Below are 18988 nucleotides of genomic sequence, written 5' to 3'. Positions count from 1 at the left end.
CGCTGGGCTGATTCTCATCTATCCGACCACGTGCGAAAATCGTCGTTCTTCCCCTTGACTTCCCTCAGGAGCAGCGTGTCCACCCCTATCGAGCCTCCGGAGCCGCGCAAGGTCCGGTGGGGCGCCATCGGCGCGTTCGTCGTCGGCGTCGTCACCGTCATCGGCACGCTGACCCAGACCTGGACGCTCATCTTCCCCGCGAGCAGCGCCACACCCGAGACAGCGGCGACGACGGCAGCCGGAGGTGCTGCGCCCGCCGCCACCGCGCCGACGACCGGACCGGGCGTCGCCTCAGCTCCGGCCGCGACACCCGGCGCGCTGCCGCCGTCCGGCACCTACCTGCGCTCGCTCACTCCGGTTCGGGGCGCGGGCCTGGTGGTCGCCCTGCCCAAGGCACTGGCCGACCTGCCCGAGTACGCCCAGGCCATCGCGGTCCGCTGCCCGTCGAACAACACCGGCCAAACGATGGCGGAGGTCAGCTGGGAGCGGCTGCGCTCGGCGGACACGTTCACTGCGAGGCTGCTCGCGTACGACGAACAGGCCAACCCCACCCAGATCGTCGAGCTGACGGTCTTTCCCGATCCGAAGGACTGGCTGCCGGGCGGCGACGCCCAGGGGCCGAGCAGATCCGTGCAGGCGGAGATCGGCGCGAAGCCTGCCGCGATAAAGGCCGACGTCACCGGTGCCTACTACGTCCGCCTGCGGATCCGGTGCAACAAGCCGGGCACGGTGGCGGTGCTAGTCGACCCGGTGCTGTCGCCCTGACCTGCGCGGCAAGGATTCTTTGCCCGCACCGATGAGTTCTGCGCGCGCCGTTCGTCTACACGGATGAACGCGATGACAGAAACCTCGGGAAGGGAACCCGCTATGACCACGTACGCTGCCCCCGCCGTCCGCCCCCGCCGCGCCGTCCACATCGCCACGTGGACCGGGCAGGTGCTGCTCGGCCTGTTCTTCATCACCGTCGGGGCGACCAAGTATCTGCCCGCCTTCGAGGCTCCGGCGAGCTTCGGGGAGGTGGGCCTGGGGATGTGGTTCATCTACTTCGTCGGGGCCTGCGAGCTGGCCGGCGGTATCGGCCTGCTGATCCCCCGGCTGTCCGGGGCGGCGGCGATCGGCCTGGTCGGGCTGATGATCGGGGCGACGATCATGAACCTGTTCGTGCTGCCCGGCGCGGCCTCGAACGCGATCATGTCGGCGTCGTTCGGGGTGGTGGCCGCGCTGATCGCGTGGGTTCGCGCGCCGTACACCCGGGCTCTGGTCGACAGCCTCCGGGGTTGAGGCTGAGGGCGCGGTGGAAAGCAAGATCGCTGTTTCGTGCCAAGATCTGCGGTTCAACCACGGATCTTGGCACGAAACAGCGATCTTGCTTGGTGAGGCAGCGGGTCAGCCGCCGGAGTCGTCGTGTTCGGCGTCCTCGGGGACGGCCCGGGAGTCGCGGTCGTCGAGCCAGCCGTGGGGGAGCACGACCCTGGCGGGGGAGTTGGTGCGGCCGCGGGGCTGGCCCAGATTGGCCACCGGGAACGGTGCGGCGTGGTCCAGCTTGCCGAGCAGGTCGTCCAGTTCCATCAGCGACGAGGCCATGGCCATCGAGCGGCGCAGCTCGGAGCCCACCGGGAAGCCTTTGAGGTACCAGGCGACGTGCTTGCGGAAGTCGGTGACGGCCTCGCGCTCGGCGTCCCACCACCGCACCAGCAGCTCGGCGTGGCGGCGCATGACCTGCGCGACCTCGCCCAGGTCCGGCATGACCCGCTCGGGGCGGCCGGCGAACGCGGCGGCCAGGTCGGCGAACAGCCAGGGGCGGCCCAGGCAGCCCCGGCCCACCACGACGCCGTCGCAGCCGGTCTCGGCGACCATGCGCAGCGCGTCGTCGGCCTCCCAGATGTCGCCGTTGCCCAGCACCGGCACGTCGAGGGCCTGCTTGAGGGTGGCGATGGACTCCCAGTCGGCCTCGCCGGAGTAGCGCTGGGCGGCGGTGCGCGCGTGCAGGGCCACCCACTTCACCCCGGCCTCCTGCGCGATCAGGCCGGCCTCGACGTACGTCAGGTGGTCGTCGTCGATGCCTTTGCGCATCTTGATGGTGACCGGGATGCCGGCGGGCGCGGCCGCGTCGACGGCGGCCTTGATGATCGCGCCGAACAGGCGGCGCTTCCACGGGATCGCCGAGCCGCCGCCCTTGCTGGTGATCTTCTTGACGCTGCAGCCGAAGTTCAGGTCGATGTGATCTGCGAGGTTCTCGTCCACGACCCGGCGCACGGCCTTGGCGGTGATGTCCGGGTCGACGCCGTACAGCTGCATGCTGCGGGGGTGCTCGTCCGGCCCGAACTCGATCATCTTGTCGGTCTTCGGGTTGCGTACCGCCAGCGCGACCGTGGTGATCATCTCGCAGACGTAGACGCCTGCCCCCTGCTCCCGGCAGAGCTGCCGAAACGCGACATTGGTGATGCCCGCCATCGGCGCCAGCACCACCGGCGGATCCACGGGATACCGCCCCAACATCAACGTCGCAGTCACGCCCCCCAGAATCTCACGCCCCACCCCACGACCCCGAACCCCCGTAACCCACCCCACACCATGATCGCGATGATCTTGCGGGAACTGTTGCCGTTATAACCCGTTTGGGCGTGTCGTCGGCACGGTACGCGCAAGATCGTCGGGGTCAGGTGGGGCGGAGGCGGGCGGGGTCGATCTCGCGGGTCGGGTGGCGGCGGAGGTAGTCGGATTCGAGTTCGGCGAGGCGTTCGGTGTGGTGGGCCAGGGACTGGTCGGAGCCGTGGCGGAGGGTGTCGTGGCGGGTGCGGTGCAGGGCCGCCAGCTCGCGGAGGAGGTCCTCGTCGGGGAGGTCGCGGGCGGGCACGCCGCCGGCCGGCTCGGGCTGCTGCCAGGCGTAGACGACCTCCACCACTTCGTCGTAATCGCGCATGGGGGAGAGGTACCCGGGAATCGGCGGGTTCAACCGGGTTTGCGGTGGGGTCAGTCGCGGCCGCGGAGCAGGGTCTGCACGGCCTGGGCCTCGTAGGCGGCGTCGGCGGCCTCCTGGGTGAGGGCGTGCGAGGAGACGCGGGCGACCTCGGCGGCGCGCCGGGCGTTGCGGGCGCGGGAGGCGGCCACGTGGTAGAGGCGGGCTGCCTCGGCGTCCTCGGCGCGCAGCCGGGACAGCTCGTGCGAGCGGTCCTGGCGGGACTGGTCCCACCCGTCGACCTGCGACCACACCGCGCGCAGCTGCTCCATGGACAGGTCGCCGCGCTTGTACGCCGCCCGCGCGGCGCGGGACACCTCGCGGAGGTTCTCCGCGGAGACGAGGGCCTCGGCGGGCTCGGGCGGCAGGGTCTCGGTCGCCTCCTCCAGCAACTGCGCCGCGACCAGGTGGGCCTGCCAGGCGGCGTCCCGTGCGGCCTCGGCCTCCGCCAGCTCGGCCACGGTGCGCTCGGCCAGCAGCACCGCGCTGCGGGCCGCCTCGAGCACCTCCTCGGCGACCTCCTCCAGCTCGCGGGCCTCGGCGGTCAGCTTCGCCCGCTCGGCGTGGCTGAGCCGCCCCGGGCGCACGCCGTCGCGCCGGGACTGCGCCTGTGCCAGCAGCCCCAGGAACAGCACTGCGAGCAGCGTGAACGGCAGCCCGCCGAGCAGGACCACGGCGGATGAGGACACACCAGCACCCTAGTATCGATCGGCGTTGATCGTTAGGGCTGGCGGAAATTCGTCACATCCGTTGCGTGAATCACCACCCGGGCCAGCGATCTTGATGGGCGGCGTCGAAGATGGACGGATGACCGAGAGCAGCCCGTCCGCCGACCTGTCCACCGCCGTCGTGATCGGAGCCGGCATCGCGGGCCTGTGCGCCGCCCGGGTGCTGGCCGACCGGTACGCCCGGGTGGTCGTGCTGGACCGCGACGACCTGCCGCCGCAGGCGGCGCCACGGCGCGGCGTGCCGCAGGGCAACCACGGGGCGGTGCTGCTCGCGGCCGGGCAGCGGGCCCTTGGCGAGCTGTTCGACGGACTGGTGGACGAGCTGGTCGCGGCGGGCGCGACGCCGTTCGAGCCGGGCACAGAGATGATCTTCTACCGGTACGGCGGCGTCTGGCCGAAGACGCCGACCGGGATCACCCTGCTCTCCTTCAGCCGCCCGCTGCTGGAGCACGCGGTGCGCGGCCGGGTCGCCGCGCTGCGCAACGTCGAGATCCGGGCCGGCGTCGCGACGGCCGGGTTGGCGGGAGCGGACGGCGTGGTCACCGGCGTGGTGCTGGACAGCGGCGAGACGCTGCCGTGCGCGCTGGTGGTCGACTGCTCGGGCCGGGGCAGCCGGTCCGACCGCTGGCTCGCCGAGCTGGGCTTCGCCGCGCCGGCGGTCACCGAGATCAAGATCGGCGTCGGGTACACCACCCGCCTGTTCCGGCGCGGCCCCGGCGACCTGGCCGACGCCGTCGCGCTGTTCACGCTGCCCGCCGCGCCGCACGAGACCCGGGTCGGGCTGGCCCTGCCGATCGAGGACGCCCGCTGGCTGATCTCGCTGGGCGGCTGGCACGGCGACTTCCCGGCCTCCGCAGACCCCGACGCCTTCGGCGCGCACGCCCGCAGCCTGCCCCACCCCGGCATCGCCGACCTCATCGACAGGTGCGAGCCGGTGACCGACGCCGTCTCGTTCACCTTCCCGTCCAACCGCCGCCGCCACTTCGAGGACCTGCCCGCCCACCCCGCGGGCTACCTCGCCCTCGGCGACGCGATCTGCAGCTTCAACCCCATCTACGGCCAGGGCATGACCTGCGCCGCCCTGGAGGCCCAGGCCCTGGGCCGGCAGCTGGACGCGCACCGCGCACCGACCGCCGCGCTCGCCGCCGACTACTACGCCGAGACCGCCCACATCCTCGCCACCCCCTGGGGGTTCGCCGCCGGCGGTGACTTCGCCTACCCGCAGACCCAGGGCGAACGCCCACGCGGTATCGCCCTGCGCAACCGCTACTCCCGCCGCATCCAGCTCGCCGCCCAGGTCGACCCCGAGATCCGCCGCATCTTCACCGCCGTCCAGCACCTGCTGACCCCACCCGGCATCCTGCGCAAACCCGCCATGATCCTGCGCGTCCTGCGCCTCTCCCGCCACGCCCCCGGCGCCCGCAAGTAACGAAGGGCGCCTTCACATCGCTATGTGTGGAGCAGGGGCACCTTATTGACGCCTCGACAGCTCAGGCGCTGGTCAGGGCCGGCAGGAGTTGCTTCTCGGCGAAGTCGAGGAAGTCGGGCTGGCTGTCGCCGCCGATCTGCACCAGGGCCACGTCGGTGAACCCGGCGTCGACGAACTTGCGTACCGCCGCGACGTGCTTGTCCAGGTCGGGGCCGCACGAGATCTTCTCGGCGACCTGCTCCGGGGTCATCGACGCGGTCGCCGCGGCGAACGAGCGCGGGTGCGGCATCTCGGCGTTGACCGCCCAGCCCAGGTCGAACCAGCGGAACTGGTCGTGGGCGATCCGGGCGCACTCGTCGGCGTCCGGACCCCAGCAGATCGCGACCTGCCCGTAGCGTGGTCCGCTGCCGCCGGTGTTCAGGTACTCCTCGATCAGCTCGGGTTTCGGCTCGGTCGCGATCAGCGCCGCGCCGTGGCGGGTCGCCAGCCGGATCGACGATGCTCCGGAGACCGCCACGCCGATCGGCACCCCCTCGTCCGGCACGTCCCACAACCGAGCCTCGGGCACCTCGAAGTACTCGCCGAGGTGGTGCACGACCTTCCCGGCCAGCAGCGGACCGATGATCTCCAGGGCCTCGGACAGCATCGCGTGGCGCTGCACCGCCTGCGGGTACGCCCCCACCACGTGCTCGTTCAGGTTCTCGCCGGCGCCCAGCCCGAGCGTGAAGCGCCCCTGCGACATGACGCCGATGGTCGCGGCCATCTGCGCCACGACCGCCGGGTGGTACCGCATGGTGGGGCAGGTGACGAAGGAGACCAGCGGGATCCGCTGGGTGGCGTGGGCGGCGGCGCCCAGCACCGACCAGGCGAACGGGGCGTGCCCCTGCTCGGCCAGCCACGGATAGTAGTGGTCGGAGCAGACCGCGAAGTCGAACCCGGCCGCCTCGGCGCGTACCGCGTCGTCGACCAGTTCCCGCGGCCCGCGCTGCTCGGTCATGAGCGTGTACCCGATGTTGGTCATTTGCCCTGATTACCCGCCAGCCGCCAGGCTGACACCCCCGGCTGGTAGAACTGCGGGATGGCGGACGACAGGACGGAACTACGCGAACGTGCCGAAACGGTGCTCCGGCGGCTCGCGGGTGAACACGCCGAGCTGCGGCCGGACCAGTGGCGCGCAATCGAGGCGCTGGTCGCCGACGCCCGGCGGGTGCTGTGCGTGCAGCGCACCGGCTGGGGCAAGTCCGCGGTGTACTTCGTCGCCACAGCCCTGCTACGCGAGCGCGGCCACGGTCCGACGGTGATCGTCTCCCCGCTGCTGGCCCTGATGCGCAACCAGGTCGAGGCGGCGGCCCGGGCGGGCATCCACGCCCGCACCATCAACTCGGCCAACCTGGAGGACTGGGACCAGATCACCGCCGAGATCGCCGACGGCGCGGTCGACGTGCTGCTGATCAGCCCGGAGCGGCTGAACAACCCCGACTTTCGCGACAGCGTGCTGCCCCGCCTCGCCGCCACCACCGGCCTGCTCGTCGTCGACGAGGCGCACTGCGTCTCCGACTGGGGCCACGACTTCCGCCCCGACTACCGCCGCCTGCGCACCATGCTGGCCGAGCTGCCCGCGGGCACGCCGGTGCTGGCCACCACCGCCACCGCCAACGAGCGCGTCACCACCGACGTCGCCGAGCAGCTCGGCGCGGGCGCCGGCCAGGCGGCCGACCACGAGCCGCTGGTGCTGCGCGGCCCGCTCGACCGCGAGTCGCTGCGGCTGGCCGCCCTGCAGCTGCCCAGCCCCGCCCACCGCCTGGCCTGGCTCGCCGACCACCTGGACCAGATCCCCGGCTCCGGCATCATCTACACGCTGACTGTGGCCGCCGCCCAGGAGACCGCCCAGTTCCTGGCCTCCCGCGGTTACGCCGTGGCCTCGTACACCGGCCAGGCCGAGGACGCCGACCGCCGCTCCGCCGAGCAGGACCTGCTCGACAACAAGCTCAAGGCGCTGGTCGCCACCTCCGCCCTGGGCATGGGCTTCGACAAACCCGACCTGGGCTTCGTCGTCCACCTCGGCGCACCCGCCTCCCCGATCGCCTACTACCAGCAGGTCGGCCGCGCCGGGCGTGCCGTGGCGGGCGCCGACGTCATGCTGCTGCCCGGCCCCGAGGACGCCGCCATCTGGCGGTACTTCGCCTCCCTCGCCTTCCCGCCCGAGGACCAGGTCCGCCGCGTGCTCGACGTGCTCGACACCGCCGGCAGACCCGTGTCGACCCAGGCCCTGGAAGTCCAGGTGGACCTGCGCCGCAACCGCCTGGAGATGATGCTCAAGGTCCTCGACGTCGACGGCGCCGTGAAACGCGTACGCGGCGGCTGGGAGGCCACCGGCCAACCCTGGGCCTACGACACCGAGCGCTACACCCGCATCGCCAAGGCCCGCCAGGCCGAACAGGACTCCATGCGCGACTACACCACCACCACCCGGTGCCGCATGGAGTTCCTCCGCCACACCCTCGACGACCCCGAAGCGCGCCGCTGCGGCCGCTGCGACAACTGCGCCGGCCCCGCCTACACCAAGGACGTCTCCGTCGACGCCCTCAACGCCGCCCACACCTTCCTCGGCCGCCCCGGCGTCCAGATCGAGCCCCGCAAGATGTGGCCCACCGGCCTCGCCGCCGCCGGCGTACCCCTCTCCGGCAAAATCCCCCCAGCCGAACAAACCCTCCCCGGCCGCGCGGTAGGCCGCCTCTCCGACCTCGGCTGGGGCACCCGCCTGAGAGAGCTGCTCACCGAGGGCACCCCCGACACCACCCCGCCCCAGGACCTGCTCGACGTCCTCGTCGAAGTCCTCAAGGACTGGTCCCACGGCGCCGACCCCTGGCCCGCCCGCCCCACCGCCGTAGTGGCGATCAACTCCCGCACCCGCCCCCGCCTGATCACCGGCGTAGCCGAACACGTGGCCCGAATCGGCCGCCTGGAACTCCTCGGCACGGTCGCGGGCGGCCCGCCCCCCGACCAGCCCCGAGCCAACAGCGCCCAGCGCGTCAAAGCCCTGCACGACGCCTTCACCATCCCAGACGAGATGGCTGACAGACTCCGAAACCTGTCCGGCCCCGTCCTGCTCGTAGACGACCAACTCGACTCAGGCTGGACCATGGCCGTAGTGGCCCGCCAACTCCTCCAAGCAGGCGCCCCCGGAGTCCTCCCACTGACCCTGGCCACTACTTCCTGAACCCGAGCGGAGCGGGGTGGGGCCCCGCCGCGCGGGGGCACGGGGCCAGCGGCCGCCCCCGCCGTGGCGCCCGGCTGCGCGTAAAAGGGCCGCAGGCCCCCAGCGCAGCCGGGCGCCACCCCGCGGAGCGCCCCCACGACTAAAGCCGAGACCTAAACGACCGGGTCACCCCCGTGCACATTCGTCTCGACTTCATCGGCAGCAGCCTCCAACAACCGATGCGCCAAACCCGACAGCGCACGCGCTCCCGCCATCTCCTCCCCGATCGACGCCCGAGGCCGATCGACCGGGTTCCGCCGAGCCTGCCCCTCCGCCGTCAGCAACCGCCCCGACGGCAGCCGCATGGACGCGGTCGCCCTGGTCAGATCCGGATCCTCCTCATACCGCAGCTCCACCATCAGGGTCGTGCTCATCGTCGCGGTGGTCATGGCGCGCCTCCTCACCGTTCCTGCGATGCTGCTCTCATTGTCCCTCCGCAGGCGTGCCCCGGCCCCCGCATCCGCCGCCGATGAGGCAGGCTCGAAGCCATGCAGGCTGTTCAGATCACGCAGTACGGCGGCTCCGAGGTGCTCACCCCCACCGACGTGGACCTGCCCGTGGCGGGCCCCGGCCAGGCGGTAGTCGAGATCGCCGCGACGGGCGTCAACTTCATCGACGTGTACCACCGGCAGGGCCGCTACCCGACGCCGCTGCCGTTCATCCCCGGGGTGGAGGCGGCGGGCCGGGTCGTCGCGGTCGGCCCGGACGTGACCGGCACGGCGATCGGTGACCGGGTCGGCTGGGTCATGACCCCCGGCGCGTACGCCCAGGCCGCGGCCGTGCCCGTGGACCGGCTGGTGCCGCTGCCCGACGGGGTGTCCGACGAGACCGCGGCGGCGGTGCTGCTGCAGGGCATGACGGCGCACTTCCTGACCCACGACGTGCATCCGGTGCGCGCGGGCGAGACGGTGCTGGTGCACGCGGCGGCGGGCGGCATGGGGCTGCTGCTGACGCAGCTGGTCACGCACCTGGGCGCCCGGGTGATCGGCACGGTGTCCACCGAGGAGAAGGAGCGGCTGGCCCGGAACGCGGGCGCGGCGGAGGTGATCCGCTACGACCAGGTCGACGACCTGGCGGCGCAGGTGCGCGCGCTGACCGGCGGCGAGGGCGTGGCCGCGGTGTACGACGGGGTGGGCGCGTCCACGTTCGACGCGAGCCTGGCCTCGCTGCGCCGCCGCGGCGTGCTGGCGCTGTACGGCGCGGCCAGCGGCCCGGTGCCGCCGGTGGACCCGCTGCGGCTGATGCAGGCCGGTTCGGCGGTGCTGACCCGGCCGACGCTCGGCGACTTCGTGGTCTCCCGCCAGGAGCTGCTGGAGCGGGCCACCGACGTGCTGGGCCGGGTCGACGCGGGCACCTTGCATGTGACGGTCGGCGGCCGGTATCCGCTGGCCGAGGCGGCGCGGGCGCACGACGACCTGACGTCGCGGCGTACCACGGGCAAGCTGCTGCTGATCCCGTGAGTTACTGGACGACTTCGAGGTAGTCGATGTTCGGGCCGCCTTCACCACTGGTGGCGGTGGCCCGAACCGTGTTCGTGCCCGCGGTCAGCGTGACCGTGACGGTGACGGTGCTCCAGTCGTCCCAGGTGCGCATCGCGTCGAAGCGCACGTCGCGCAGCACGGTGCTGCCGTTGACGCTGATGTCCATGGCGCGGTGGCAGCAGCTCGCGTTGGCGAAGCGCAGCCGCAGGGTGGCCGTGCCGGATCCGCCCGGCACGCTCCACTGCAGGTAGCCACCGGAGGCGTTGTCGTAGTCGACGAATCCCGAGCCGCTGTAGCCGTTGTGGTCGTTGGCGGTGCGCGCCTGGGACCGCCCGGCCGACTCGGCCTCGTATCGCGCGGTGCGCGGCGGCGGCGGGGCCGGTGACGGTGAGCCGGCCGGTGCCGGGGTGGACCCCCCGGCCGACGGGGCGGCCGAAGCCGACGCGGTCGTGGCGGGCCGGGCCGCGGGGGTACGCGGCACGGGGCTCTGCGCCACCGGAGCGTCCGCGTTGATCGGCGCGGCGACCGGCGCGGCGCTCGGCTCGTCCTCCCACGGCAGCGCGTCGTTCCAGGTCGCGGGGCGGTTGACGGTGGTGAGGATGAGCAGGATCAGCGCGGCGGTGAACACCGCGCTGGCCACCATCGGCAGGGCGCGCAGCCGCTCCAGCAGCGGTACGCGAATCCGCCGCCGGCCCTCGTACCCGAAATCGTCCTCCACCGCCGATTGCCCGCCGTCTCTGCTCTGCCGCCTGTCACGGTTACGTGCGAGAAATTAGTGGGCGCGTGAGCGTCGCGCACCGGCCGCTCGGTCAGCAAATCCGGAGCCGACGGTCAACCCGGCCCACCGGTGCGGCGGCTGTGCCGGTCCATATCGATCGCCGCCGTGCGGGAACCGCCGCCCGGCCCGGCGACTCGACCGGAGCATGACGACGAGACGTGACGTGCTGTCCCTGTTCGGGGTGGGTGCGGTGGCGGCGCTGGCCGGGTGCCATGCCGAGCCGCCCGCGGTCCCGGTGGGCGTGCCGGACCTGGTGCTGGTGCGGGCCGAGGGCGGGTTAACCGTGCTGCGGCCGTCCGGGGTGGAGCGGATCGGGGCCGGTCTGCCCACCCCGGACGGCATGACCGTGTACACCACGGCCAGTGCGGGCGTGGACACCGAACTGACCGCGGTCGAGACCCGGACCGGGCGGCGCACCGCGGGGCCGCGGCTGGCCGGGGCGTGGACACCGCGGGTCGTCTCCGCGGACGGACGGCTGGTGGCGTTGGCCGCGCCCGGTTCCGGCGAGGTCACCCACGTGCCCTCGGGCCGGGTGCGCACCCCGCTGGTGGTCGCGGACACCTCGCGTGAGGTGGCCCGGCTGGAGCTGGCCGGCAACATCGTGCCGGACGCGTTCTCGACCGGCGGCGAGCGCCTGTTCGTGCTGGACTGGCTGCCGGCGACCGCCCCGGACCGGTACCGGGTGCGCCAGGTCGAGCTGGCCACCGGCCAGAGCGCGGCGCTGCTGACCCGGGTGAAGTCGCCGGTCCCGCCGGGGGCCGAGGAGGAGATGAGCGGCGAGGGCCGGATGGCGGTGTACGCGCCGAACCGGCAGGTCCTCTACACCCTCTACACGCACCAGCCGGACCACCGGCACACCCGGGACCTGATCGCAGGGCGTCCCGGCAACGTGCACGCGTTCGTGCACACGCTGCACCTGGGTGAGCAGTGGGCGTTCTGCGTCGACCTGCCCGCGCCGTTCGGACAGGGCCCGGGGGCGGGACATGCCCTGGCCATCACCCCGGAGGGCGGCGAGTTCTACGTCGCCGACGTGACCAGCGGGCGGTTCGCGGTGGTCGGGACGGAAGGGCTGAGCGTCCAGGAGACCCGGGAGGGCACGAAGGGCAGCGGCACCGCGTACGCGGCGGCGACGTTCCGGCAGGTGCTGGTGGCGGTCGGCAGCACCGTGCACGCGCTGCCACGCGACGCAGCCCCGGTGTGGCGCAGCTGGGACGCCGGGGGCGTGGTGCGCGGCCTGGGCGCGAGCCCCGACGGCAAGCGGGTGTACGCGGCCCTGCCCGACGCCGTGGCCTGGTTCGACGCGGCGACCGGGCAGCGCCTGGGCAGCGTGGCGGTGCCGGGTGTCAGCTCCCTGGACCGGGTCCTGTGACCGACGGCGGCCCGTCCACAGGCCTGGCGTCTTGGGGGACCACCGGCGGTCCGTCGGCAGGCCTGGCGCCTTACGGGACCACCGGCGGCCCGTCGGCGGGCCGGGTGTCGTCCGGGCCCGGTGGCCCGCCGTCGGAACCCGGTGTGGCGGCCTGACGAATCCGCCGGGCCCGGCCGAACGGGGCGATCCGGGCGGCGACCAGGGCCAGCAGCCAGGCCGGGGCGAGCAGCGCGGTCAGCCCCGCGTACCAGGGCAGACGCCAGGTCCACGCCGGGCCGGTGGCGGCGGCGACGTCGCCACCGGCCCACGGCCGCGCGGCCAGCGACCAGGCCAGGAACGCGTCCCCGACGGGCAGCGCGCCGCCCAGGTAGCGGCGTTCGCCGTCCCACTGCACGGCGAGCCCGGCGGCCTCGGCCAGGCCGGTGAGGGCCGCGGCTGCCGGGGCGTCGCCGTAGACCACGGCGTCGCCGAGCGCGACCGCGCTCGCCGACGTGCTCAGCCCCCACAGCAGCGGCCCGGAGTCGACGTCGCCGGCCAGGTCGACGCCGCGTGGGTGCTCGCGGATGCCCGGCGCGCCCGGCACGGTCGAGGCGAACTGCTCGCGGAAGGCCGCCCAGTCGCGGGCCCCGACCGCAGGGTCCACCTCGCGCAGGAAACGCAGCACCATCACCTGCGAGGTGGCGCGAGCCCCGCTGGTCGGCTGCCCGGTGACCGGGTCCACGGTGTGCGGGAGCAGCCCTGTCGCGCGGTCGCGGCGGGAGTCCGCGGCGGCCAGCCAGTCCCGGATCAGACCAGACCGGTCGACGCCGGTGAGCGTGCCGGCCAGCCGCACCGCGGCGATGCCGACGGCGCTGTCGCAGGGCCAGGCCTGCCCCGGGTACGCGGTGAGGAACGGCGACCCGGTCGCGCCGAGCTGCCGCCGGAACGCCGTGGCCAGCGCGTCGGCGTCGGGGGTTAGCCGGTCCCGCTCCGGCGCGCCCGGCCCGGCGAGCGCGACCACGCCGCCCCGCAGCCAGGTGGCCCAGCCCTGGTAGAACACGCCGTACGGCGGGTCGAGGGAGTCGTCGAAGACGGCACGGCCGTCCACCGAGTCCACCCGCGACAGTGCCCAGCGGGCCTCGGCCAGCGCCCGCTCCTTGAGCTGCGTGCTGCGTGCGCCGACGTCGAGCCAGGTCAGGCCGTACAGCGTGTAGCTGAAGAACCAGCCTTCGGGGAACAGCTGCTGCATCCGTGCGGCGCTGCCGCCGTCGAGCGCCTCGCGCTGAAAAGCCAGCCGTGGCAGCGTGTCGGCGACGATCTCCGCGTCGGTGCGTGCGAGCGGGCTCGGCGTGTGCAGCCGCGACACCTCGATCCCGGCGAGGCCGGTCAGCGCCAGCACGAGCAACACGACGAACGACCGCACCAGCCTGCGCATCGGGTGATCGTAGACGGGCGTGCATGCGTGGCGTCGTCCCGCGGGCCTACTATCAGTCGGTGACCCAGGGTGTTGAACCAGTGGACCTGTTGCGGCTCATCGGATCCGCGGCGCACGACTACGACAGCATGGACGAGCTGGAGCAGGTGCTGCTGCCCGCCGACGGCCTGCATCCGCTGGCCGGGCAGCTGGTCGCGCCGATCCTGGCGTTCGCCGCGGACCCCAAGACGCGCCTGCCCGACCAGCTGCTGATGCTGGTCCGCGAGCTGGCGGCCCATCCCCGCGGTGAGCCGGTACGCCACCAGTTGCGCGCCTTCACCGTCACGCTACGTAGTCTGTCCGATCTCGACGACCACAGTGTCGTGGAGGAGTCCACCGCCCTGCTCGGCTGGTGTGGCCCCGACCCGGAGCTGTCCGCGGTGCTGCTGGCCCGCGCCCGGGAGTACGCCGACGACTATCGCCGGGTCACCCCGCTGGTCACCGCGGCGCAGCTCGACCCGGCGGCTGCCGCGGGCTGGCTGCCGGAGTTCCTCGACCCGTCCCGCTCGTCCACGGTCCGGGTCGCGGGCGTGCTGGCGATGCGCGAGGCCGGGCTGGCGGCCACCGCGCAGGCCGCCGCGGCGCTGGCGGTGGGCTGGTCCGCCGACCCGGACGCGCTGCGCTGGACCACCCGCCGCGGCAAGCTCGCCGACCTGGTCGAGTACGCCGCCGCCGGCGACCCGGTGCGCGACGCCGAGCTGCTCACCGCCATCGCCCGCGACGGCCAGGCGCAGGCCCGCCGGGACGTGGCGCAGACGCTGGCCGATCGTGCCGCCGGGCAGCGCCTGCCGGTGGAGTTGCAGGCCCTGCTCTGCTCGTTCCTGGACGACCCGGAGGAGCGGGTGCGGCGCTGCGCGTACCGGGCCGTGGTCGCCGACGACACGCTGACCCGCCGCCAGGCCGACTGGCTGGCCGACGCGGTGGCGCGCGGGGCCCGGATGCGCCGCTCGGCGCTGGACGCGCTGCTCCGCGTCGGCGATCCGCGCTGGCGGGAGCACGCCGAGGCCGCGCTGCGCGGCGGGTGGACCCCGCCCCGGCTGCCGGGCGCGCTGGCGGAACTGCCGACCCTGTCCGCGTCCCTGCGCGAGGCGGTGCTCGACCGGGTGGTGGTGCTGGCCACCACGATCGACGTGAACCGCTCGCCCAAGGCGACCGCCAAGGAGCAGCGCGAACTCGTGGGACTGCTGCGGGTGCTCGGCGCCGCCGCCGACCCCGCGGCGGTGGGCACGCTGGCCCGGCACCTGGCCCAGATGACCTGGCCGGCCCGGCTGTGGGTGGCCGAGTTCCTGGCCGAGTCGGGCCGCGGCAACCCCGAGGTGCTCGACGCGATCGGCGCGATGGCCAACGGCGAGGTCATCTACCTGCGCCTGCTGTGGCTGGCCGGCGGCGACGACGCGCCGCTGCGGGCCGCGATCGCGGTCGCCCCGCGCCGGGACGTGCTGGCCGCGGTCGCCGCCGCCGAGGTGTTCGGCGACGCCGACCCGGACGTGGCGGCCCGGCTGCGCGAGATCCGGGACAGCGACGCCGACCTGAAGGACCGGTTCGCGGCCGCGGGCGCGCTGTGGGAGCTGACCGGCGATCCGGCCGAGGCGGTGGCGACGGTCCGGGAGGCGCTGGACGCGCCGTGGCTGCGTACCCGGCAGCGGGCCCGGGAGCTCGCCGACCAGCTCGGACTTGACCACGCCTGACCGGGAAAGCGCTCTATAGCACAGTTGCGACCACGTGGCGTCCACTGAGGAGACATATGCATTTCGATCGTTGACGAATGGTTGCGATCTCGTAACCAGCGTTATGGTGCCGATTCGGAAGCGCGCCATGTCAACGTCGCCAGGATGCGCCAGTGATCGGTCGAGCCACGGGAGCGTCCGCCATGGACCTGCGCGACCAGGAAAACTATGCGGCCCAGGCGCTCGCCGTCTTCGACGGGTACGGCTCGGCCGAGGCGATCGTCCACGGGGCCCGCCGCCTCACGTACGCCGACCTGGCGGCCGGGATCCGGGACATGGCCGCGACGCTGTACGAGCACGGTGTGCGCTCCTCCTCGGCGGTCGGCATCCTGGCCGGCAACCCGCCCGAGTCGATCCAGGTGCAGTTTGCCCTGCACCTGCTGGGCAGCCGCTCGGTGTGGCTGGCCCCGAACGCGCCGCCGCAGCTGTGCGCCGACTACCTGGCCCTGGCCGACGTCGACGCGTTCGCCTACGACGCGCGCACCCACGCCCCCCTCGGCGAGCAGCTCGCCTCGGGTGCGGGGGACCTGGCGGTGTTCTGCTTCGGCGAGGGCGCGGGTGTCGACCTGGCCGCGCCGCCGCGGCCCGGCGCGCCCCAGCTCGGGCTGCCGCCCTCGGTACGCGAACCGCAGTCGCTGTTCCAGACCGGCGGCACCACCGGGCGGCCGAAGCTGGTGCACCACCGGCACAACTTCTTCAAGGCGGTGCAGGCGGTCGCGGCCAGCTACCAGGTCACCGACGGCCGCCCGCTGCGGCACCTGGCGGTGGGCGGGTTCTGGCACTCCAGCCAGCAGGTCGCCGCGATGATCACACTGTTCACCGGCGGGGTGCTGGTGCTGCACGACCGGTTCGCCGCGGAGGACTTCCTGGCCGCCCTGGAGCAGGAGCGCATCACCAGCGCCACCCTCCCGCCGCCGATGCTCTACCAGCTGCTCGACCACCCCCGGCTCACCAAGACCGACACCAGCAGCCTGGTCACGCTGTCCTGCGCGGGCAGCGCCGCCGCGCCGACGCGCCTGGCCGAGGCCGTCGAACGGTTCGGGCCGGTGCTGCGCCCGGTGTACGGCATGAGCGAGGCGACCTTCATCGCTGCGTACCCGAACCTGGCCTACGACCCGGCGCACCCGGAACGGCTCGGCTCGTGCGGGCGGCCCTACCCGGGGGTGCGTGTCGAGATCCGGGACGGCCGCGGCGGGGTCGCCCCGACCGGCCAGATCGGCGAGGTCTGGGTGTCGGCGGCCCTGATGACCGCCGGCTACTGGGGCCAGGCCGAGCTGACCAGCCGCACCATCGTGGACGGCTGGCTGCGCACCGGTGACCTGGGCCGGGTCGACGCAGACGGCTACCTGTTCCTGGTCGACCGGCTCAAGGACATGATCGTCACCGGTGCCACCTCGACCAACGTCTACTCCCGTACGGTCGAGGACGCCCTGCTCCGCCACCCGCAGGTCCGCGCCGCCGCGGTGATCGGCGTACCGCACCAGGCCATGGGCGAGGCCGTCTACGCCTTCGTGGTCCCCGCCCCCGACGCCGCCATCACCGCTGCTGAACTGCGCGAATGGGCCGTCGCCGAACTCAACGAACTCTGGGCCCCCTACGCCGTCGAGTTCATCGGCGACCTCCCCCTCACCGAAGTAGGCAAGGTCGACAAAAAGGCCCTCCGCGCCCGCCGCGTAGCCGCCCCCACCGGCTGACCGAAGGAAGGGCACGTTCCCATCGCCATACGGCAGGAAGGCGCCCTTCCTGCGCTGCCTCCGCACGAGACACGTGGAGATCGCTGTTTCGGGTCAGAATGTGCGGTCAGACCTCACCTTTTGACACGAAACAGCGATCTTAGACCGGTGGACCGGTGGACCGGTGGACCGGTGGACCGGCGCCTGGCGCGGGTCAGGGGAGGGCGGACTCGATCAGGTCGGCTGCGAGGGGTGCGCCGCCGCAGGTGCGGATCTCGGCTTGCAGGCGGGTCAGCGCTTCGCGTACCCCCTGGTCGGTGGCCAGGTCCTCGAGGGCGGCGCGCAGCATGCCGGCGGTGGGGGAGGCGGTCCGCAGCGGGACGCCCGCGCCGAGTTCGGCCACCCGCAGCGCGTTGACCTCCTGCTCGGGGGTCTGCGGGACGGTCAGCATGGGCACCCCGGCCCGGATCGCCTCCAGGATGCCGCCCATACCGGCATGCGTGACGAACGCGGCCGCGTACGCCAGCACGTCCAGCTGCGGCACGCTCGCCGCCACGGTCACGTTGTCCGGCACCGGCCCGAGTTCGGCGGGGTCGGTGCGCTCGCCGACGGCCAGCACGACCTGCCACGAGCTGTCGCGAAACGCCTCGACGCAGGTGCGGTAGAAGCCCGGCACGCGGTTGTAGACAGTGCCCAGCGAGACCAGCACGACCGGCCGCTCCGGATCGGGCGGCGTCCAGCGCGACTGGAACGGCCGCGGCCCGGTGCACGGCCCGGTGAAATGGTGGCGCTCGCTGAACGTCTCCGCGCGGAACTGCATGAACCGGGGATAGAGCAGCAGCTGTGCCAGCGGCTGGAACGCGCGGACCGCGTCGGGGTCGATGCCCTGCGCGGCCACGAACGAGTGGAGCTGCACCTGGTGCTCGGGCAGGCCGGGGCGGGGCGTGACGGTCAGCCCCAGGTGCCGGGCGATGGACCAGTGCTCGTTGGCGGCCTGGAAGCTCTGGAACTGCACCGCGGGCAGCCCGTCGCGGATCGCGATGAGCCGCCCGGCGAGGCTCTGCATGCCGAAGACCATCAGGTCGGGGCGGTCGTCGCGAAAGTACGGCGCGAGCTGCGGCAGGGTGGCGCGGGCCTCGCCGAGGAAACCCTCGCGCACGGTGGTGATGTAGTCGGCGCGGTCGGGCCGCCGCAGGTCGCGGTCGCTCTCGGCGGGCAGGCCGGAGGTGTACGGCAACACCGTCGCCCCCGTGCCCGCGACCGCTTCGGCGCGCGCCGCCACGGTGGCGTAGCTGACCCGGTGGCCGCGCCGGACCAGTTCCGCGACGATCGGCAGGGTCGGGTAGACCTCGCCGACTGTCGGCGCGTTGACGAAGGCGATGTGTCGACCCATCCGCACAGCGTCGGGGCGGCGGCGGGTGCGCTCAAGCGACCATCGGACCGTCTACTGTGGCGTAACGGTCGATGGACGTCGATCAGACCTTGAGGCCGAGGTAGGTCAGCGGTCCCGGGTCGGGCACGTCGATCACGTGCATGCCGATCCGGTCGTAGAAGGCGCGGGCTGCGGTGTTCTCGCTGACCATGCCCAGGTGCACGGCGGGCACGCCGGCCTCCTGCAGCGCCAGCACGAGCCGGCCGATCAGCGCCCGGCCGTGGCCCTGCCGCTGGTGCTCGGGCAGCAGGTCGATGTGCAGGTGTGCCGGGTACGCCGCGAGCGCGGGCACGATCATGCGCTCCGGCCGGTGCAGCAGGTCCCGCATGACCTCGTCGCCGTCGCGGGGCTCGACGCCGGGAAGGGGCGGGTAGCGGTCGGCCACCAGCGGCAGCCACTCGTGCCGGAAGCGCTCCGCGAACGACTCGGTGTCGCCGGTGGCCAGCACGTATCCGACCGCGTGGTCGTCGGCGTCGGTCAGCACGAAGGCGAACTGGGGCTCCAGGTGGGCGTACGGGAGGGCGAAGATCTCCGGGAGGATGCCCGGGTCGCGGTAGTGCGGCCGGGCGTCGCCCCCGTGGTGGGCGGTGCGGACGCAGATGTCGGACACCGCGTCGTGGTCGCTCGGCCGGTACGGACGGATGATCGTCATGCGTGGCAGACTACCTGGAAGCGCTCCCATGCGCGCCCCCGTCGATCG

At 73.3% G+C, this 18988-nt stretch carries 17 protein-coding genes; 8 read left to right on the top strand and 9 right to left on the bottom strand.

What is annotated here, in order from left to right:
- Positions 1-75: 75 nt before the first annotated feature.
- Both F6W97_RS35020 and F6W97_RS35015 read left to right on the top strand, forming a co-directional pair.
- Positions 76-765: a hypothetical protein gene (locus F6W97_RS35020; RefSeq protein ID WP_155374855.1), complete on the top strand. Its 690-nt coding sequence runs from the start codon at positions 76-78 to the stop codon at positions 763-765.
- A 102-nt stretch (positions 766-867) separates the two neighbouring features.
- Entirely contained in the window at positions 868-1281 is a 414-nt protein-coding gene (locus F6W97_RS35015) for a DoxX family protein (RefSeq protein ID WP_196279460.1), read from the top strand.
- Between the two features lie 105 nt (positions 1282-1386).
- Here F6W97_RS35015 and dusB read toward each other — a convergent pair whose 3' ends face one another.
- The 3 genes from dusB to F6W97_RS35000 form a co-directional block, all read right to left on the bottom strand.
- Positions 1387-2499 (bottom strand): tRNA dihydrouridine synthase DusB, encoded by a 1113-nt coding sequence (dusB, locus tag F6W97_RS35010; protein ID WP_155374958.1) that lies wholly within the window; start codon positions 2497-2499, stop codon positions 1387-1389.
- A gap of 160 nt (positions 2500-2659) precedes the next feature.
- A complete protein-coding gene (locus F6W97_RS35005; protein WP_230687236.1) occupies positions 2660-2923 on the bottom strand; it encodes a DUF6158 family protein in 264 nt (87 codons plus the stop codon).
- Between the two features lie 50 nt (positions 2924-2973).
- Positions 2974-3648 (bottom strand): hypothetical protein, encoded by a 675-nt coding sequence (locus F6W97_RS35000; RefSeq protein WP_155374853.1) that lies wholly within the window; start codon positions 3646-3648, stop codon positions 2974-2976.
- A 118-nt stretch (positions 3649-3766) separates the two neighbouring features.
- On the opposite strand from F6W97_RS35000, the gene F6W97_RS34995 reads away from it, so the two are divergent.
- Entirely contained in the window at positions 3767-5116 is a 1350-nt protein-coding gene (locus F6W97_RS34995) for an FAD-dependent oxidoreductase (RefSeq protein ID WP_230687235.1), read from the top strand.
- Positions 5117-5177: 61 nt separating this feature from the next.
- Here F6W97_RS34995 and F6W97_RS34990 read toward each other — a convergent pair whose 3' ends face one another.
- Complete coding sequence (locus F6W97_RS34990; protein WP_155374852.1) at positions 5178-6137, bottom strand: TIGR03557 family F420-dependent LLM class oxidoreductase; 960 nt, start codon at positions 6135-6137, stop codon at positions 5178-5180.
- Positions 6138-6194: 57 nt separating this feature from the next.
- Here F6W97_RS34990 and F6W97_RS34985 point away from each other — a divergent pair, with 57 nt between their 5' ends.
- Complete coding sequence (locus tag F6W97_RS34985) at positions 6195-8336, top strand: RecQ family ATP-dependent DNA helicase (RefSeq protein WP_155374851.1); 2142 nt, start codon at positions 6195-6197, stop codon at positions 8334-8336.
- A 152-nt stretch (positions 8337-8488) separates the two neighbouring features.
- On the opposite strand, the gene F6W97_RS34980 is transcribed toward F6W97_RS34985, so the two are convergent.
- Positions 8489-8764 (bottom strand): dsRBD fold-containing protein, encoded by a 276-nt coding sequence (locus F6W97_RS34980; protein ID WP_155374850.1) that lies wholly within the window; start codon positions 8762-8764, stop codon positions 8489-8491.
- A 99-nt stretch (positions 8765-8863) separates the two neighbouring features.
- Between F6W97_RS34980 and F6W97_RS34975 the strand changes: the two genes are divergently transcribed.
- On the top strand, positions 8864-9835 hold the full coding sequence (locus F6W97_RS34975; RefSeq protein WP_155374849.1) for a quinone oxidoreductase family protein: 972 nt from the start codon (positions 8864-8866) through the stop codon (positions 9833-9835).
- 1 nt (position 9836) lies between these two features.
- Here the strand turns inward: F6W97_RS34975 and F6W97_RS34970 are convergent, their stop codons facing one another.
- Positions 9837-10574 (bottom strand): carbohydrate-binding protein, encoded by a 738-nt coding sequence (locus F6W97_RS34970; protein WP_155374848.1) that lies wholly within the window; start codon positions 10572-10574, stop codon positions 9837-9839.
- Positions 10575-10779: 205 nt separating this feature from the next.
- Between F6W97_RS34970 and F6W97_RS34965 the strand changes: the two genes are divergently transcribed.
- Positions 10780-12003: a YncE family protein gene (locus F6W97_RS34965; RefSeq protein ID WP_155374847.1), complete on the top strand. Its 1224-nt coding sequence runs from the start codon at positions 10780-10782 to the stop codon at positions 12001-12003.
- A 70-nt stretch (positions 12004-12073) separates the two neighbouring features.
- On the opposite strand, the gene F6W97_RS34960 is transcribed toward F6W97_RS34965, so the two are convergent.
- Positions 12074-13417, bottom strand: a complete 1344-nt coding sequence (locus F6W97_RS34960) for a hypothetical protein (RefSeq protein ID WP_196279459.1) — start codon at positions 13415-13417, stop codon at positions 12074-12076.
- Positions 13418-13476: 59 nt separating this feature from the next.
- Here F6W97_RS34960 and F6W97_RS34955 point away from each other — a divergent pair, with 59 nt between their 5' ends.
- Both F6W97_RS34955 and F6W97_RS34950 read left to right on the top strand, forming a co-directional pair.
- Positions 13477-15144 (top strand): hypothetical protein, encoded by a 1668-nt coding sequence (locus tag F6W97_RS34955; protein WP_155374846.1) that lies wholly within the window; start codon positions 13477-13479, stop codon positions 15142-15144.
- A 182-nt stretch (positions 15145-15326) separates the two neighbouring features.
- Positions 15327-16877 (top strand): AMP-binding protein, encoded by a 1551-nt coding sequence (locus F6W97_RS34950; RefSeq protein ID WP_196279458.1) that lies wholly within the window; start codon positions 15327-15329, stop codon positions 16875-16877.
- Between the two features lie 193 nt (positions 16878-17070).
- Here F6W97_RS34950 and F6W97_RS34945 read toward each other — a convergent pair whose 3' ends face one another.
- Together F6W97_RS34945 and F6W97_RS34940 are read right to left on the bottom strand one after the other, a co-directional pair.
- Positions 17071-18249, bottom strand: coding sequence for a macrolide family glycosyltransferase (locus F6W97_RS34945; RefSeq protein WP_155374845.1), 1179 nt, complete (start codon positions 18247-18249; stop codon positions 17071-17073).
- Between the two features lie 82 nt (positions 18250-18331).
- Entirely contained in the window at positions 18332-18940 is a 609-nt protein-coding gene (locus F6W97_RS34940; RefSeq protein ID WP_155374844.1) for a GNAT family N-acetyltransferase, read from the bottom strand.
- Positions 18941-18988: the final 48 nt, after the last annotated feature.

This window comes from Catellatospora vulcania, assembly GCF_009720385.1.
GTDB classification, from domain to species: Bacteria; Actinomycetota; Actinomycetes; order Mycobacteriales; family Micromonosporaceae; genus Catellatospora; species Catellatospora vulcania.
The sequence above is the reverse complement of the archived record's forward strand: the minus strand, read 5'-3'. Positions and strand labels throughout refer to the sequence as shown.

Excerpts from the sequence above, each read along its gene's own strand:
- F6W97_RS35015 (WP_196279460.1), top strand. The coding sequence starts at position 868 with ATGACCACGTACGCTGCCCCCGCCGTCCGCCCCCGCCGCGCCGTCCAC.
- dusB (WP_155374958.1), bottom strand. The coding sequence starts at position 2,499 with ATGTTGGGGCGGTATCCCGTGGATCCGCCGGTGGTGCTGGCGCCGATG.
- F6W97_RS35005 (WP_230687236.1), bottom strand. The coding sequence starts at position 2,923 with ATGCGCGATTACGACGAAGTGGTGGAGGTCGTCTACGCCTGGCAGCAG.
- F6W97_RS34995 (WP_230687235.1), top strand. The coding sequence starts at position 3,767 with ATGACCGAGAGCAGCCCGTCCGCCGACCTGTCCACCGCCGTCGTGATC.
- F6W97_RS34990 (WP_155374852.1), bottom strand. The coding sequence starts at position 6,137 with ATGACCAACATCGGGTACACGCTCATGACCGAGCAGCGCGGGCCGCGG.
- F6W97_RS34985 (WP_155374851.1), top strand. The coding sequence starts at position 6,195 with ATGGCGGACGACAGGACGGAACTACGCGAACGTGCCGAAACGGTGCTC.
- F6W97_RS34980 (WP_155374850.1), bottom strand. The coding sequence starts at position 8,764 with ATGACCACCGCGACGATGAGCACGACCCTGATGGTGGAGCTGCGGTAT.
- F6W97_RS34975 (WP_155374849.1), top strand. The coding sequence starts at position 8,864 with ATGCAGGCTGTTCAGATCACGCAGTACGGCGGCTCCGAGGTGCTCACC.
- F6W97_RS34965 (WP_155374847.1), top strand. The coding sequence starts at position 10,780 with ATGACGACGAGACGTGACGTGCTGTCCCTGTTCGGGGTGGGTGCGGTG.
- F6W97_RS34960 (WP_196279459.1), bottom strand. The coding sequence starts at position 13,417 with ATGCGCAGGCTGGTGCGGTCGTTCGTCGTGTTGCTCGTGCTGGCGCTG.
- F6W97_RS34950 (WP_196279458.1), top strand. The coding sequence starts at position 15,327 with ATGGACCTGCGCGACCAGGAAAACTATGCGGCCCAGGCGCTCGCCGTC.
- F6W97_RS34945 (WP_155374845.1), bottom strand. The coding sequence starts at position 18,249 with ATGGGTCGACACATCGCCTTCGTCAACGCGCCGACAGTCGGCGAGGTC.
- F6W97_RS34940 (WP_155374844.1), bottom strand. The coding sequence starts at position 18,940 with ATGACGATCATCCGTCCGTACCGGCCGAGCGACCACGACGCGGTGTCC.